At 43.5% G+C, this 15,750-nt stretch carries 16 protein-coding genes; 4 read left to right on the forward strand and 12 right to left on the reverse strand.

Features of this window, described 5'->3' with window-relative positions; genetic code table 11:
- The first annotated feature begins 14 nt into the window (after nucleotides 1-14).
- Nucleotides 15-863 (forward strand): transcriptional regulator HexR, encoded by an 849-nt coding sequence (gene hexR, locus ACTUJY_RS18945; RefSeq protein WP_463617704.1) that lies wholly within the window; start codon nucleotides 15-17, stop codon nucleotides 861-863.
- A gap of 401 nt (nucleotides 864-1,264) precedes the next feature.
- Complete coding sequence (gene gap, locus ACTUJY_RS18950) at nucleotides 1,265-2,293, forward strand: type I glyceraldehyde-3-phosphate dehydrogenase (protein ID WP_463617705.1); 1,029 nt, start codon at nucleotides 1,265-1,267, stop codon at nucleotides 2,291-2,293.
- A 59-nt stretch (nucleotides 2,294-2,352) separates the two neighbouring features.
- Here gap and ACTUJY_RS18955 read toward each other — a convergent pair whose 3' ends face one another.
- A complete protein-coding gene (locus ACTUJY_RS18955; protein ID WP_463617706.1) occupies nucleotides 2,353-3,054 on the reverse strand; it encodes a hypothetical protein in 702 nt (233 codons plus the stop codon).
- A gap of 332 nt (nucleotides 3,055-3,386) precedes the next feature.
- On the opposite strand from ACTUJY_RS18955, the gene ACTUJY_RS18960 reads away from it, so the two are divergent.
- Nucleotides 3,387-4,067, forward strand: a complete 681-nt coding sequence (locus tag ACTUJY_RS18960) for a 2OG-Fe(II) oxygenase (protein ID WP_463617707.1) — start codon at nucleotides 3,387-3,389, stop codon at nucleotides 4,065-4,067.
- 14 nt (nucleotides 4,068-4,081) lie between these two features.
- Here the strand turns inward: ACTUJY_RS18960 and ACTUJY_RS18965 are convergent, their stop codons facing one another.
- On the reverse strand, nucleotides 4,082-4,693 hold the full coding sequence (locus ACTUJY_RS18965) for an FMN-binding negative transcriptional regulator (protein WP_463617708.1): 612 nt from the start codon (nucleotides 4,691-4,693) through the stop codon (nucleotides 4,082-4,084).
- A gap of 165 nt (nucleotides 4,694-4,858) precedes the next feature.
- Between ACTUJY_RS18965 and ACTUJY_RS18970 the strand changes: the two genes are divergently transcribed.
- The gene (locus ACTUJY_RS18970) at nucleotides 4,859-6,073 is read left to right on the forward strand and encodes a carboxylate--amine ligase (protein WP_463617709.1); all 1,215 of its coding nucleotides are present in this window, start codon (nucleotides 4,859-4,861) and stop codon (nucleotides 6,071-6,073) included.
- 11 nt (nucleotides 6,074-6,084) lie between these two features.
- Here the strand turns inward: ACTUJY_RS18970 and ACTUJY_RS18975 are convergent, their stop codons facing one another.
- The 10 genes from ACTUJY_RS18975 to ACTUJY_RS19020 form a co-directional block, all read right to left on the reverse strand.
- On the reverse strand, nucleotides 6,085-6,669 hold the full coding sequence (locus ACTUJY_RS18975; RefSeq protein WP_463617710.1) for a hypothetical protein: 585 nt from the start codon (nucleotides 6,667-6,669) through the stop codon (nucleotides 6,085-6,087).
- 10 nt (nucleotides 6,670-6,679) lie between these two features.
- Entirely contained in the window at nucleotides 6,680-7,225 is a 546-nt protein-coding gene (msrA, locus tag ACTUJY_RS18980; protein ID WP_463617711.1) for a peptide-methionine (S)-S-oxide reductase MsrA, read from the reverse strand.
- Nucleotides 7,225-9,666: a Lon protease family protein gene (locus ACTUJY_RS18985; RefSeq protein WP_463617712.1), complete on the reverse strand. Its 2,442-nt coding sequence runs from the start codon at nucleotides 9,664-9,666 to the stop codon at nucleotides 7,225-7,227. The genes msrA and ACTUJY_RS18985 overlap by 1 nt, the downstream gene beginning before the upstream one ends.
- A gap of 86 nt (nucleotides 9,667-9,752) precedes the next feature.
- Nucleotides 9,753-9,977 (reverse strand): DUF350 domain-containing protein, encoded by a 225-nt coding sequence (locus ACTUJY_RS18990; protein ID WP_463617713.1) that lies wholly within the window; start codon nucleotides 9,975-9,977, stop codon nucleotides 9,753-9,755.
- Between the two features lie 70 nt (nucleotides 9,978-10,047).
- Nucleotides 10,048-10,629, reverse strand: a complete 582-nt coding sequence (locus tag ACTUJY_RS18995; RefSeq protein ID WP_463617714.1) for a transglycosylase SLT domain-containing protein — start codon at nucleotides 10,627-10,629, stop codon at nucleotides 10,048-10,050.
- A gap of 6 nt (nucleotides 10,630-10,635) precedes the next feature.
- Nucleotides 10,636-11,757 (reverse strand): bifunctional chorismate mutase/prephenate dehydrogenase, encoded by a 1,122-nt coding sequence (gene tyrA, locus ACTUJY_RS19000; protein WP_463617715.1) that lies wholly within the window; start codon nucleotides 11,755-11,757, stop codon nucleotides 10,636-10,638.
- A gap of 18 nt (nucleotides 11,758-11,775) precedes the next feature.
- The gene (locus ACTUJY_RS19005) at nucleotides 11,776-12,837 is read right to left on the reverse strand and encodes a 3-deoxy-7-phosphoheptulonate synthase (RefSeq protein WP_463617716.1); all 1,062 of its coding nucleotides are present in this window, start codon (nucleotides 12,835-12,837) and stop codon (nucleotides 11,776-11,778) included.
- A 185-nt stretch (nucleotides 12,838-13,022) separates the two neighbouring features.
- On the reverse strand, nucleotides 13,023-13,616 hold the full coding sequence (locus tag ACTUJY_RS19010; RefSeq protein WP_463617717.1) for an LON peptidase substrate-binding domain-containing protein: 594 nt from the start codon (nucleotides 13,614-13,616) through the stop codon (nucleotides 13,023-13,025).
- Between the two features lie 129 nt (nucleotides 13,617-13,745).
- Entirely contained in the window at nucleotides 13,746-14,513 is a 768-nt protein-coding gene (locus ACTUJY_RS19015) for an ABC transporter permease (RefSeq protein ID WP_463617718.1), read from the reverse strand.
- Nucleotides 14,506-15,444, reverse strand: coding sequence for an ABC transporter ATP-binding protein (locus ACTUJY_RS19020; RefSeq protein ID WP_463617719.1), 939 nt, complete (start codon nucleotides 15,442-15,444; stop codon nucleotides 14,506-14,508). Before ACTUJY_RS19020 ends, ACTUJY_RS19015 begins: the two co-directional genes overlap by 8 nt.
- Nucleotides 15,445-15,750: the final 306 nt, after the last annotated feature.

Consider the following 15,750-nt stretch of genomic DNA (forward strand, 5'->3'; position numbering starts at 1 on the left):
GATCAGGTTAGTTCATGAAACTGATTAACAGAATAGAAGAAGCATTACAAACGCTCAGTAAATCGGAAAAAAAGGTAGCGCAAGAAGTACTTGCCGACCCACAAAAGGCCTACCAGTCGAGCATCGCCTCATTAGCCAAAGCGGCACAGGTCAGCGAACCTACGGTCAATCGTTTTTGTCGCTCGATGAATTGCAAAGGCTTTCCTGACTTTAAGCTGCAGCTCGCACAAAGCCTAGCCACTGGAACCCCTTATTTCACAGGTGCAGTCTCTCTGGATGACTCAACTCAAGAGTTTACCAATAAATTATTTGATGCGACATTAATGTCGATCAGTGAAGCGCGTAAAGCAGTAGATCCTTCCGCTGTTAGCCGAGTTGTCGATGCATTGGCACAAGCAAAACGCATATTGTTTTATGGCTTAGGCAGTTCAGCCGCTGTTGCTATCGATGCTGAAAACCGGTTTTTCCGTTTAGGTACACCAACCATTGTTTATGACGATGTACTTAAGCAACGCATGGCTGCCGCTGCTGCACAAACCGGTGACGTGCTAGTGATTTATTCTTATACAGGGCGAACCATTCCATTAATTGAAGCTGCGCAAATGGCCTCGCAATCGGGTGCAATGGTCATCGGCATAACCAGTGCTGACTCCCCCTTAGCCAATATTTGCCACTTAGTGATCGAAGTTCCGGGCGATCAGGAAGATACCGATATTTACACGCCAATGACCTCGCGCATTATTCATCTAACTATTACCGATATTTTGGCAACCGGTGTGATGTTGCGTAGAGGGCCAGTTTTTCAAGAGCATTTACGACGAATTAAAGAGTCATTAAAAGAAACTCGGTTACCGAAAGAATAGGTTCTAGGTTCTAGGTTCTAGGTTCTAGGTTCTAGGTTCTAGGTTCTAGGTTCTAGGTTCTAGGTTCTAGGTTCTAGGTTCTAGGTTCTAGGTTCTAGGTTCTAGGTTCTAGGTTCTAGGTTCTAGAAATTTTATATTGTCACATTTGTCCTTGGCGCGAGAGCAAGCAGGTAAAGGCCTCTTGTGCCGCTTTCATCCGCACACCCCCTCCGTTAATACGCGCTCATCCGCTGCTTTTAATCAGCGGTTAAACGCTTCCATAATAAAACTCAGCTCTTTTATTCGTTAATATTTCAACAATATCTCGTTTTATTACCAATCTATATTTATTTAGACTGTGTTTTAGTCTATATTGGCTCATAATTTTCGTAATTTTACAACATTATGCATTGGAGCCTACAATGAAAATAAGAACTGCAATCAATGGCTATGGCCGTATCGGCCGAAATATTCTGCGTGCAGTACTCGAAAATCCGGCTTATCAACACATTGAAATAGTCGCCATCAATGATTTATCACCGACAGAAGTCAATGCACATCTGACTGAATTCGATTCCGTACACGGTCGGTTAAACACCAACATTAGCTTTGATGAAAGCAGCATCACCATTAACGGCAATAAAATACATTACAGCCAAGAACGTGAACTACCCCAACTGCCTTGGCAAGAACTGGGTGTCGATTTGGTTTTTGAATGTACCGGTGTTTTTACCGACAAAGAAGCCGCACTAGGGCATATCACTGCAGGCGCGCAAAAAGTGGTGATTTCCGCACCTGCCAAAAACGTTGATTTAACCGTGGTTTACGGAGTCAATCACCAACAATTAAATGCGGATCACCAAGTGATATCCAATGCATCTTGTACCACCAACTGTTTATCGCCGATGGCGCAAATACTCAATCGTGCGATCGGCATAGAGCAAGGATTGATGACGACCATTCATGCCTATACTGGCGACCAGCGTCTTACCGACTCTTTTCACTCGGATTTAAGGCGCGCACGCGCAGCGGACAAGTCTTTAATACCAACCAAAACGGGGGCCGCTGCCGCGGTTGGTCAAGTATTACCCGAACTCAATGGCAAACTTGATGGTCTCGCCATTCGCGTACCGACTGCCAATGTTTCTCTGGTGGACTTTACGGTTACTTTTGAACGTGATACCAGCGTAATTGAAATCAATGAGTTAATGAAACAAGCGGCCGAAAATGAATACCAGGGAATCCTTGCCTACAACGATCGTCCGTTGGTTTCGATCGACTTTAATCACGATCCACATTCCTGTATTTTTGATGCCACCCAAACCCGTGTTGATGGAAAAATGGCAAAACTTTTTGCTTGGTACGACAACGAGTGGGGCTACTCCAATCGCATGGTTGATACCGCCACGGCTTTAATGGCACAAGTGGAGCAATTAAAAAAAGCGAGTTAAGTTTCCAGTCTTGGCTCAGTTTCATCACCCTGGGATGGGACTGAGCCACCCTTACATCTTCAAAAGTGTTTCGTCACACTGAACATCAATTCGTATTTTTTTCCAGGATCACCTTTAATACGATCTAACTGAAAGAAATTCGACTGGTTGTCACTGTTTTCAAACAGAGAATATCCTTTTACTGTTAATCGAAAAACGGCAGGAACAGTGTTTTTGTATCGATTGTGTTCCCCTTCCGCACGATTCACCCTTAACGACTCAAACATTCTGGGTTTACGCGTATCACTCCGCATAATCGTTATCTGAGGAACCCACTCTCGAGTTTGTCCCAAACCGTCAGCCGAAAGTGGTGTGAAAGTCGGTTCACGCTCTACACCAAAACTCATGTGCGTTCGGTGCGAGACACGATAGTTAATCCCTAACGCGTAATTCTTTTCTTGCTCACTAAAGTCGGCTTGAGATTGCTCAATACTGATTCGAGTATCCATCTCGCTTTGGTATTGATTGGCAAATATGGGGCTGGCTGGAGAAACCAAAAGCAAAATACCAGCAACCACGCGTAGCCATTGCTGTCGCCGAAGAGTTCGCTTGAGCTGTTTTGCCGTTAAAAACCCAAGCGCAACCAAAGATTCTCCAAGCGGTAACCCAGACTCAGCCTGATAACTTAACGCAATGGTCAATTGCTCGTCTGTGAGCTTTCCGGATTCAACCAATAATTGACCAAGGCGATACTTCTCCGTTAAATGCATGGGAACAATCACTCTGGAACCTTTATAAAGTTAAAGATTAGATCAACTCCCTAGTTTTGACTATCTCGTTTTCGGTTTTACAAAAAAACAATCTAATGACGTGATTAGTTATTACTTTCAAAAGTTTAGAAGCAGTCTGCCAAAAATATTTTGAGTATTAAAACCCGCTTTTAATTTCAAAAAAGGACTACCGAATGAATACAGGCAGTGCCGATATTGACCACAAAACTCTGTGCGGTTCTTTCGCGTTATCACTCTGCACGATTTATCAGCTCCAAAATAAAAAGTCGCACAAAATAATTTATCGACAAGAAAAATATTAATTGATTTTCATCTGAGAGGATGTGCGTAGAATTCGCGCTCCGGTTCATGGCAGCCAACTCTTAGCGGAAGTATTCATGAGTGCTTATCAGAAAGTCGAATCCATTGCCGAAAGTATTGCCTGCGGGCTCGTTCAAAGCGGCTATTTCGTTGCTGATAACCTGCTTCACCATGCGCAATGCGATGACTGGTATAATGCGGCGCGAAATATTCCAAAAGCAGCTTTCAAAAATGCAGCTATTGGACATCATCAGAATAAAACCATTAACGCTAATATTCGGCGAGACTCAATCCTATGGTTAAGTGAATCGACACCTGTTTTAGGCGATTACTACCGTTGGATTCGCCAATTGCAATCACAATTAAGTCGACAATTGTTTATCAGCTTGCCCAATATTGAGTGTCAACTCGCTTACTATGAGCCAAACGATTTTTATAAAAAACACAAAGATGCATTTAATAACACCCGTTCGCGCATCATTTCTTCCGTACTTTATCTCAATCCTAATTGGCATTCTGAGCATGGCGGAGAGTTGGTCATGTATTCCCCTGATAGTAAAAGCGAACTGTTTCGTTTGCAGCCCCAGCTGGGAACTGTCATTTTTTTTATGAGTGATCGATTTCCACACGAAGTATTGCCTGCTTCTCGTGATCGCTACAGCATTGCCAGCTGGATGCGACAACGAGAAATCGATACGATTTAAAAACTATTCAACCATTATCCCAGGCCGCACTCAATACGCTTCATATAAGCCAATAATGCCTGCTCATCAAAACCAGGAGATCGCTCCAAACCCTCTACAACCCCCATTTGATCCGCGTGTGCGCGGTGCTGCCCTAACTTTAACTTACCTTCCATCGTTTCGATCTCAATACGAAAGCCTCCAATAGCCTTCACCAACCTTTCGCTTATTTCTGGTGTGACAATTTCTCTCTGTTCCATTAATTCAGGCTCCATTCGCGCTGTTAGTTTTTCCACCAACGTCAACGTTTCTTCATCGTCACACATCGTTATCTTTCCAGTCACGTGCACAGCCGCGTAATTCCATGTTGGCACTGCCGGACTCTTCGCATACCAACGGGGAGAGATGTAAGCGTGCGGTCCGTTAAAAACAGCGAGTACTCGACTGTTTTCAAGTTGTTGAAGGTGTGGGTTAGCCCTAGCTAAGTGCCCGACCAAAAAACCTTCTCCATTCTCTCCAGTTTCATAGAGCAAAGGGATATGAGAAGCATTAAAGCTTTCCGAAACCAGTAACGCAAAAGGAAACTCTCGAATAAAATCAATTTTAAACGGATCAGAAGGCATTTTAAGTTTTTCGGGTGTGTACATTTTTAACGGTAGTCGCTAATTTTGCTTTGAGTGTCGCAATTATCCCAACTTAATTGATAAAAGAAAAGTTAACTCTTAGCTGAAATAAACGTTGCTGTATACCATATAATCAACTATACCTAACAGAACCCTCTTCCATATTTTTCTCGAATATTTGATAGCCTTATGCAGGAATCGGAAACGACTGAGATTCCAGCGATCGTAATTGGCGAAGGTGTAACCGCACTCGGCACCTTACGATCACTGAAGCAGCACCGTGTCACCGTGCTAATGGATTGTCATCATTCCGATTGCGCCGCTCATTCAAGGTGGTATCAACCCATTCGGTTTCTCGGTAAAAATAGAAATGAGATAAATTTTGATGCATTGGCCGAATTACCTTACAAAAAAATGGTACTCATTCCCTGTTCCGATAACTTCATTACACAAATATTTAATTTACCCGACAAATACAAACATCGCTTTCTTCTTTCCTCCTGCGAACCTGCCGCACTGAATACACTGGTGAACAAAGCCGACTTCGCAGCCCAAGTTCAAAAACTGAACATCCATGCGCCTCAAACCTGGATACTTCACGATGAGCAGTCACTGAATCGTCTAACCGAGCCCGATTTCACCAATGCCTTTTTAAAGCCGACAACTTCTGAATATTTTCTGGATGAATTCGGCGCTAAAGGATTTCGGGTCAGCTCCAAGCAAGATGCAATTGAGAAGTTTCAAAAATTTTCACAAGCCGGTTACCAAATGGTTTTACAAAAATACATTTCTGGCCCGGCGTCTAATCACTATTTTATTGATGGTTTTTGTGACCGCCTTGGAAACATTAAGGCCCTGTTAGCACGACGCAGAGTCAGAATTTATCCAACAGATTTTGGTAACAGTTGTTTTATGTATACCGTAAAACCAGAGCAAACCAAAAACGCGGTGGAAGATTTAACGGCATTGTTAAAATCCATTGACTATCGCGGTGTGTTCAGTGCAGAGTTTAAACACGATCCGGAAACCAATGACTTTAAGTTGATTGAAGTGAATGCTCGAGTTTGGTGGTATGTGGGTTTTGCCACCAGTTGCGGAATCAATACACCTTGGATGGCGTATCAAGATGCACTCGAACAACCGGTAGAAGAAGTCACCCAATATCCGATAGGCAAACGATGCGCTTACCCTTACTTCGATTTAAGTGGATACCGTGAATCGAAGGAAAAACCGATCGGGTTTTTAAGCATGATTTTCAGCTGGATTGGTGCTAATCAGCCCATTTTCTGTTGGCGAGATCCTTGGCCTGCTTTACACTCAACAACCCGAGTTTTTCGCAAGTTTTTGTCGCGCAGAATCGTACCGAAACATAAATCTGATTCTAAACATCAAGCATTAAAGTAATTAACTTACATTTATTGTACTCGAATCGACTCAACCCAAATTAACTCACAAGCACCATCCCCTGTATCGGTTCTTGAAAGTGAACTTTGCCAACGCCAACCATCACTGTGACTGACTTTTACGAGCTTTCCAGATAAGGTGATCACCTCACCTTCTCGAACGGCGTTAATATTGCGCGCAACCTGCTCATTGGCCGGTATCAAATGCATATTGGCGCTGCTGGTTTCCACCTCATTGCGAGGAATAACGAACTCATCCGTTCGCCAGTAATACCATCGGTTACGTTGTGAAATATCAAAGTGGGCCAACACGGATTCATCCGACATTTTTCCCCAGCCAAATGCAAAATCAACGGGAGATAAATCTGCTTCACGGCCAAAACTGTAACGCTCTTTACCGAGAACTTTAGCTTGAATATAAAACGTTGCCAAAGGTGTAATTTGATAGCCGTTATAGGTAAAGGAAGGCGCATTCGGTAAGATTTGTTGAACTGGTTGCAGTGGCGCTTTAACGCCTGGTCCGTAGCTTACATCATCAGCAGGCCAAAATATGACAAGCAAAATAATAACAACGATTGACCACAGCACTTTATCCATTAAGCGTCACTCATTTTTGTTCGCTCTTTGCTTGCGCTTCTACTTTATCCGAAAAATATTGATACAGTTTTTCGACTTTACTCGCCACCACGACCTGACAATAGGGTTGCTGTTGATTTTGGTTAAAATAGTTTTGGTGATACGCTTCGGCAGGCCAAAACTTCTCACGAGCAAGAACTTGTGTAACGATTGGCGATGAAAACTCCGACTGCTTTTCAACCATTATTTTCTCAATGAGTTCTTTCTCAGCGTCGTTATCATAAAAAACAACCGAGCGATATTGAGTCCCCACATCGTTACCTTGCCGATTTAATGTCGTTGGATCGTGGATGGTAAAAAAGATATCCAATAACTCATGCAGGCCGATGACTTCTGAGTTGTAATCGATTTTGACAACTTCTGCATGTCCCGTTGTTCCATAGCACACGCTTCGATAATCCGGGTTGTCTTTTTGGCCACCACTGTAACCAGAACGTACCGATATAACCCCTTTTACTCTTTGGAAAACAGCTTCTAGACACCAAAAACAGCCGCCACCTACTACGATCGAATCCATCAACGTTTCTCCTTATGCTTATCTTGTTCGACTTGTTTCGCATGCTCCAGCTTTTTAGCTTCTTCTTCCTGTTCGGATTCATCATCCTCTTCGATATCTTCGCAAATATCGTGCAGTTCTTTTAATTTACTGGAAATTTGTTGGTGTAGCGACTCTAACGTTTCTCCTGCGGGTAAACATAGCAACTCCAGTGCTTGTTCAAAGTTATTCACCGCGTACACATGAAATTGTCCACTTTCTACGGCTTCAACCACTTCTCGCTTTAACATTAAATGAGGCAAATTAGCTTGTGGAATAATAACGCCCTGCTCTCCTGTCAGACCTCGTGCTTTACACAAACTGAAGAATCCTTCAATTTTTTCATTCACACCACCAATGGCTTGCACCTCACCAAACTGATTCATTGATCCGGTAACCGCCAACGATTGCTTAATCGGTTTATACGTTATGGCAGAAATTAACGCGCACAATTCAGCGAGTGTTGCACTGTCACCATCAATCAAACCATAAGATTGTTCCATAACAATATTCGCAGAAAGAGTCAGCGTAAAATCTCGTGCATAACGATTGGCTAGAAAGCCCGATAAAATCAATACGCCCTTGGAATGGATCGATAATCCAAGCTCGCTCTCTCGCTCAATATCGACAATGCCTTTATTACCAGGGAAAACTGTAGCTGTGATACGTGCCGGTGTACCAAAATCTGTCGATCCAATTTCCCAAACGGTTAATCCATTGATACTGCCAATCACTTCTCCTGAAGTATTAATGATGATTTGCCCTTCGAGAAACTCTTGTTGAGTCTCGTAACTGATGCGCGAATGTCGAAACTCTCGTTCATCGAGCGCATCGATAATATGCCGACTGTGGATTTTTTCGTCACCATTTTGTAACCGGATCACATCGGCTTCACCAAGTAACTCAAACACTTCACCAAAGCGTGTCGAAAGTTTATGCTTGTGACCGCATAATCGCGAACTGAACTTAACCAACTCGATAAAACCTTTTTGCGACAGTTCTGCAAAACCTTCTGCCTCGCTGTGTGTTTTAACCAATTGAGCCAAATGCACGAGGTTTGCCTCGTTATTATCCAGATGCTCGTCAAAATCCACCAGAATACGAAATAACTCGCTGAATTCGGCGTCGTGATCTTGCAAAAGATAATAGAATTCGCGACTACCGACTAAAACAATTTTCAAATCGAGCGGAACGCCGTGCGGACTCAAGCCGATGGTTACCGCCGTTTGCCCTTCCATCATCGGCGGCTCCAGTTTCAATTCTTGCGTTTGCAAAGCTTGTTTTAACTGCCCCCAAATATAAGGATCTTCAAATATTTTTTCGGCTTCGAGAACCAGGTAACCACCATTAGCTCTATGTAATGCACCACTTCGTATGTGTTGAAAACTGGTTGTTATCGCCCCCCCTTCATTCCAGTATTCCACACGACCGAACAAATTGGAAAAGGTAGGGTGCGCTTCGTAAACAACCGGTGCGCCAAGTGCCGGGTTATTGGTGACCAGTAAATTGGGTACAAAAGTTTGCTGCAAGAGTTCGCGTAAATAAGTATCGTTTTTCAGTTCCGGCGATTCAATTAAATTAAAGTTCTCCAAAATAATTTTCACCAAGTGCTTTTTCAACTCTTTAAAATAAATTTGAATACCCGTTAAGCCACGATACTTATCTTCTAGTTCGACCACAATAGGGTTGCTTGCCGACTCAATGGTATCGGAATTAAGCACCTGTAATGCGTCGTACGATTCTCGCTTCCATTGTGGCATTTCCAGCAGCGCTTCATTTAATTTGTCTTCGAGCTCATCAATCATCTGATTGATTTCATCGCGCTTGTCCTGAGGCAAACCAGCAAAGGTAATATCATCAACGGGTTTACCATCAATAACAGGAGAAAAGGAAATATTGGAAGCGTCCTGATACAAAGCAAAGCCATTCTGATTAGCATCCTTTTCCAGCGACTCAATGGCAGATTCAAACTTTTGATTGAAGCGCTTATCGATTGCCGTCTTTTTACGTTGATAACTTGGATTTTCAAACGCAGCAGGAATAGTAACTAACAACCGACCGACCATCGCCTGGCAATCGGTTAGAATTTTTTTGCCGTAACCGGTTGGCAATTGAACAGCCCAAGGTTCGCGACTTTCGTCAAAGTTATTAACGTAAATCCAGTCGGGCTGCGATTTTTGAACTTGTGCTCGTGCCTGAAGATGCCGCATAACCATGGAGATTCGACCAGTACCACTGTTACCCATGACAAACAAGTTGTAACCGCGCCGCTTAGTTTCCAGGCCAAATGCCAATGAGCGCTTGGCGCGTTCCTGCCCTAAAAACTCAACCGAAGATTCCAAATCACTCATCAGCTTAAACGGCAACTCTTCTGGTGTGAGCCATGTTGATAATTGTTCAGGTTTCAGTGCGTATTTGGACATTTAATTCTCTATGATAAATGATTAAAGTTTAGCGCTATAAGAAATGGACAACCATTAATTGATAACAAAATGCAGGCTATTAGTTATTAATTGAGTCCCATGCCCACCACCATACCAACGGCCACTCCGACAGCAATAAAGATAGCCGCTACAACAATACCGACCGCCATATTGCCTTTGGTGAGCTCGGCATGGGTGTCAAACGGTGTTACCTTGTCGAATATTTTGTAACCCAGTAGCATGGCCAACAAGGTAATGATAGTGCCAACTATGGCATAACTAAAATTCATTATCAGAATGGACCATTCCATAAACATTCCTCATTTTGCATTGTCATTAGTAGTTCATTTTCGCGTCTTTAAAGACGCAAAAAAACGGAAGTCACTGTGCAATTTGCTTTTTAATTTTTTCTATTTTTGAAACGTAATGAATGGTTTCGCGGCTGTGTTTTCCGGTAACCTCATTAAGTACTTGAGTGATCGAATCCCATTGACGAGGGTTCAAGCCATTATCAATAGCAACCCGCTGCGCTTTTAAAACATTCGACTTGCCCGCATTATACGAGGCAAACATAAAGCGCATTCGCTCAATAAAACTGCGATCTTTTTTCCAGAAATCGAACAGTTTTTTGTTGTACCAAAGCGCAGCAGCGATATTCCAACGCGGTTCTTTCAAGCTCGCTTTTTGCCACTTGTTTTTGCGCTGAATTTCTTCAAAGGTGCGAGGCATAATTTGCATAATTCCCTGAGCACCGACATAAGAACGCGCTTCTGGGTTCAAGTTCGACTCGGCGATGGCCTGTGCTTTAAAGTGCTGCCAGTCAAACGCTGGACCAAAATAATGCTTGGTGTATTTGCGAAAATGCGAATCAAAACGCGTGTGCGCCTTGTACTTGGCAAAGCTGTGATTTGAAGCCACCGTTTGGCACGGTAACCACAGTAAAATGATAAGAATCAGTCTCATACACCATTACAATCGTTCTCGAGAAGCGTGTAACAGTGTATCACTTTGTTGAAAAAAATCTTCCTTCCAATGACCAAAATAATCGGCCACTTTTCGAAACTGTTCAATCAGCCGATTGCGTTCTCCCTGCTGCATCCATTCAAAGGCTTGTTGATAGATATCACCAAACTGCCGTAATACGTCAGCGCCTTGCTTGGCATTCAGTAAGATATCCACATAAAGCTCAGGCTCTTGTGCGAATAAGCGGCCGATTAGCGCGAGCTCCATGCGGTAAATGGGTGAACTCATGGTCATCAACTGCTCTAAATCCGTGTTACTGGCCATTAACTGCCAGCCTGCGACAAAAGTAACGAAATGTCGCAACGCCTGCACAATGGACATGACTTGATCGTGCTCTTCGGCGTTTACCTTTTGTACAACACAGCCCCAAAGCTCAAATTGTCGCAACAACCATTGGCAGTCACCGACCCGGCGCCCATCACAATACAACATCAGTTGTCGGGCCAAGTGTTTAAGGCCAGGGCCAAACATCGGGTGCAAACCAATCACTGGCCCGGAGTGTACTTTTAACATGGTTGTTAAAGGTTGAGATTTTATCGAGGTGATATCAGCAAGAATGGTTTTTGGTGACAAATTGGAAAGCTGCTTAATAACCGCGTCCGTATGGTGAATGGGCACAGCAATCAACACCAGATCAACATCATTTAATAAGGTGTCTGACTGTGGCCAATGCGATCGCTCGAGTATCCGTACCTGATGGCCACTGCGGCGAAAGTGCTCGACAAAAAATTGACCCAGTCGGCCTTCGCCACCCACCACACAAATCGTTTTGGCCGATTCACTGGCGCAGGGATATTCCATTTGCGCTTGCCGTATATACGAGTCACGCATGATGCGCTGCAAAATATCTTGTACCAGATCCGGACTGAGTCCTGCTTTATCAGCTTTTTGTCGAATACGTTGAAAAATCGCTTGCTCACGTTCTGGAACAAACAGAGCATCACCCGACTGCTTTTTGTAAGCCACCAATTGTTCCACACAATGCTGGCGCTTTAACAACAGACCAACCAGCTTATTGTCGCAATCATCAATGGCCTGTCTCAATTGTTCGATCGATTGTTTGCTCATGTTTGACCCAGAGTCAGATTATCGCTGATCAAGTATACCTTCTAGCTGCCGATAACTTTCGTCCAGCAATTCTTCCGTAGATTGCCAGTTAATACAAGCATCCGTTACCGAAACACCGTATTGCAATTGATGGATGTCCGCTGTCAGTTTCTGATTTCCTTCGTTCAAATGACTTTCCAGCATCAAGCCTAATATTGAGCGATTACCCTGCTTAATTTGATTGATCACATTGCGAAACACCAGTGGCTGTAGCCGATAGTCTTTTTGCGAATTACCATGACTGCAATCAACAACGAATCGCGGAGTAATTCGCTCTTTGTTCAACCGTTGCTCGAGCATGGCCATGTGCACCGAATCGTAATTAGGATGTTTACCACCACGTAAAATAATGTGGCTGTGTGGATTACCGCGCGTCGCAATTAACGACACCTCCCCCTGTTGATTAATACCAATAAAATGATGGGGGCTGGAGGCCGATCGCATGGCATTAATGGCGACATCAAGATTACCATCGGTACCGTTTTTAAAACCCACCGGCATCGACAAGCCGGAAGCCATTTCACGATGGGTTTGTGACTCGGTTGTCCGCGCACCTATCGCAGCCCAACTGAACAATTCGGCCATGTATTGTGGCGTAATGGGATCCAACACTTCTGTTCCAGCAGGTAACCCTAAATCGGCAATCCAGGTCAGCAGATTTCGCGCTTCACGCAATCCTTTTTCAACGTCAAACGTATCATTCAGGTGCGGATCGTTAATAAATCCTTTCCAACCCACTGTCGTGCGCGGTTTTTCAAAATAAACCCGCATAATAATAAACAGTCTGTCACTGTAACGGTCATGCAACACTTTCAGCTTTTCCGCGTATTCTCGTGCGGCTTTTACATCATGAATGGAACAGGGACCCGCGATCACCATCAAGCGTTTGTCTTTTCCCTCAAGAATATCACCAATCTGCTGACGATAACGAAGCACGTTTTCTCGTCCTCGAGTTGAAAGCGACGTTTGCTCTTTTAATAGATGTGGAGGGGTTAATACTTCCTCTCGTAATACATTGATATTGTTCAGCATTGGTTTCATAGAAAACTCCAGGGCGGCAGAAGAAAATAAATAATCGCCCAGGTTCAGGCGTAAAAATAATAAAAGCTATAAACAAATCGCTTGCAGGACTCAAGCGAAGCAGATGCAGAAATTTGGCAGGAATGACAATTCATTAGTGCTATTAATACCAAATATTTCCTTCAGGTAAAAATTCCATTTGGTTATCAGTCGTACATCGAGTCCGAAAGCAACTGTTCGTACAACTCAAGGCATTTTTCAAAGCTGTCGTTTTCTTCCAATAAATACTGTTTAAACTCGAGATCAAGGGGCAGAATTTGCGCCAGTTGGTGCACCACATATTCGGCACTGGACAGGTTTACGGGTTCAAGATTGATATCGACCTCTGGCAATTTGGCCAATTTAATGAGCAGCTCTCGAAGCGGTGTCACTTCCGGTGGCAACAATATATCTTCCACTTCAGGCAATATTCTAAATTCGTTGCTTAAATTAAGCTTTTGAGGGTCCTTATAATGCTCTAACACGCAAACCCGACTGCCACCACGGATTTTGATCAACAACATACCATCATCTCGTTGATCAAAATCGATGATATGGGCGAAGCAGCCGACGCGGTCAAAATCGACGTTTGCTGTCACTTCTTCGCCGGTCAAAACTCGATTAACAATAAAAGGCAGTTGGTGACGTAAACAAAAACTCACCATATCCAGGTAACGTGGCTCAAACACTACCAGCTGCATGGTAGCACCTGGAAAAAGAACGGTTTTTAGTGGGAATACCGCCCTTTGTTGTATTGGCATATCGAAATCCTGTTTCTAGTCTTGGGTTTCAACAGTCGTTGTGGCTCTTCTACAAAAATAGCATGAAGTAAAGAATCCATCACCTGTTGCAAAGTAACTAAATTTCAGAATATTTATTTTGGGCTTCAATTAACTTTTTAAACCTTTTCCCGTATTCAGCAGATATAATGCAAATGAGAACAGGGCAACAATAAACGCGCTGATCAGTGTAAATGCAACGCCTAACGAGATATCGGAGTGGCCTAAAAATCCATAACGAAAAGCATTTACCATGTACAAAATCGGGTTGGCCATCGATACGTTTTGCCAAAATTCCGGAAGTAAACTGATGGTATAGAAAACACCACCCAGGTAAGTTAAAGGCGTTAAAATGAACGTCGGCACAATAGAGATGTCATCGAACTTTTTGGCAAAAACGGCATTAATCAAACCGCCCAACGCAAACAGAGTAGAAGTCAGTACGATGACTACCAACACAACCCCTACATTGTGAATTTGCAAATCGACAAAAAACAAACTGATGCCAGTGACAATCAAACCGGTTAAAATACCACGACTGACTCCCCCACCAATATAACCCAGCAAGATATAAATATTCGGTACCGGCGCAACCAAAAGCTCCTCAATATGACGTTGAAACTTGGCGCTAAAAAAAGAAGAAACGACATTCGAGTAGGAGTTGGTGATTACCGACATCATGATAATACCCGGCGTAATGTAAGCCATGTAACTGACGCCCCCCATTTCACCAATGCGCGAACCAATTAAGTTACCGAAAATCACAAAGTAGAGGCTCATGGTGATAGCCGGTGGTAACAATGTCTGAATCCAGATACGGAAATAACGGGTAACCTCTTTGGTTAAGATGCTTTGTAAGGCAATTAAATTTTCACGCATGATTTTGGCCTGCCTGTTTGTTTTCTACAATGCGAACAAATAGTTCTTCGAGTCGATTGGCCTTGTTACGCATACTCAGCACTTTAATGCCCATTTGATTTAATTGTATAAAAAGATCGTTAATGCTATCGGTTCGCAAAACATCCACTTCAATGGTGTGATCGTCAATCTGTCGCAAAGCTTTTCCGGCTACCTCGGGTAGATCACCCTGCCATTGTTCAATATCCAATACGAAGGTTTCCATATCGAGCTTCGCAAGCAATGCTTTCTTACTGGTATTTTCAATAATTTCGCCGTGATCAATGATCGCAATATTGCGACAAAGGCTTTCTGCCTCTTCCAGATAATGAGTGGTTAACACAATGGTTGTACCTTGTGCATTAAGCTCGGTTAAAAACTCCCACATCGAACGACGCAATTCAATATCGACACCCGCCGTTGGTTCATCAAGAATTAAAAGTTTCGGCTCGTGCATTAAAGCTCGCGCTATCATTAAGCGCCGCTTCATTCCACCCGATAAATTGCGAGCCGGTTGATCCCGTTTATCCCACAAGCCAAGTTGCTTCAAAACGACCTCGGCACGGGGCAATGCTAACGAGCGCTTGATGCCGTAAAATCCCGCTTGATTCACCACAATTTGCAACGGGGTTTCAAACTGCGAAAAATTGAACTCCTGAGGAACGAGCCCCAGGCACTTTTTGGCCTGATGCAACTGAGTGTCGAGATCAAAGCCAAACACTTCCACTGTTCCCGCCGTTTTGGTAACCAGAGAACTGATAATGCCTATAGTTGTTGACTTACCCGCGCCGTTAGGGCCGAGTAACGCAAAAAAATCACCCCGTTCAACTTTGAGATCGATGCCTTTCAGCGCCTCAAAGCCATTTTTATAAACTTTTCTGAGTTGAGACAGGTTTAACGCCGTTTCGGTCATTGAATTGCCTTACCATGTTGAACAATTTTCACTCGCTGATTAGCGACATTTAAAGGAAAGGAGTATAACAGAAGCCGATTAGGGGCTGCTTACCTTTCATGTGTCATCACTGCAAGAGGCTAAAGTTTCGCCACTCATTGTTGCCTGCATGCAAGTAAGGGGTATGAGCAGAACACGGAAGCTTTGTTCGTCGATTATTTGGAACAACCAAACGGCACTCCTCACGTCAAGATGCCGCACCTCAAGATCGACGAAATTTTAGACACAACAGTGGTGATGATTAAAAGATAAACAGGCTCTAAGGTT

This window comes from Pleionea sp. WD8-19 (genome assembly GCF_055326765.1).

Coding starts and splice junctions, on each gene's coding strand:
- ACTUJY_RS18970 (WP_463617709.1), top strand. CDS start 4,859: ATGCAGGAATCGGAAACGACTGAGATTCCAGCGATCGTAATTGGCGAA.
- ACTUJY_RS18995 (WP_463617714.1), bottom strand. CDS start 10,629: ATGAGACTGATTCTTATCATTTTACTGTGGTTACCGTGCCAAACGGTG.
- ACTUJY_RS18975 (WP_463617710.1), bottom strand. CDS start 6,669: ATGGATAAAGTGCTGTGGTCAATCGTTGTTATTATTTTGCTTGTCATA.
- ACTUJY_RS19005 (WP_463617716.1), bottom strand. CDS start 12,837: ATGAAACCAATGCTGAACAATATCAATGTATTACGAGAGGAAGTATTA.
- ACTUJY_RS19015 (WP_463617718.1), bottom strand. CDS start 14,513: ATGCGTGAAAATTTAATTGCCTTACAAAGCATCTTAACCAAAGAGGTT.
- hexR (WP_463617704.1), top strand. CDS start 15: ATGAAACTGATTAACAGAATAGAAGAAGCATTACAAACGCTCAGTAAA.
- gap (WP_463617705.1), top strand. CDS start 1,265: ATGAAAATAAGAACTGCAATCAATGGCTATGGCCGTATCGGCCGAAAT.
- ACTUJY_RS18965 (WP_463617708.1), bottom strand. CDS start 4,693: ATGTACACACCCGAAAAACTTAAAATGCCTTCTGATCCGTTTAAAATT.
- ACTUJY_RS18985 (WP_463617712.1), bottom strand. CDS start 9,666: ATGTCCAAATACGCACTGAAACCTGAACAATTATCAACATGGCTCACA.
- msrA (WP_463617711.1), bottom strand. CDS start 7,225: ATGGATTCGATCGTAGTAGGTGGCGGCTGTTTTTGGTGTCTAGAAGCT.
- ACTUJY_RS19010 (WP_463617717.1), bottom strand. CDS start 13,616: ATGCCAATACAACAAAGGGCGGTATTCCCACTAAAAACCGTTCTTTTT.
- ACTUJY_RS18990 (WP_463617713.1), bottom strand. CDS start 9,977: ATGGAATGGTCCATTCTGATAATGAATTTTAGTTATGCCATAGTTGGC.
- tyrA (WP_463617715.1), bottom strand. CDS start 11,757: ATGAGCAAACAATCGATCGAACAATTGAGACAGGCCATTGATGATTGC.
- ACTUJY_RS19020 (WP_463617719.1), bottom strand. CDS start 15,444: ATGACCGAAACGGCGTTAAACCTGTCTCAACTCAGAAAAGTTTATAAA.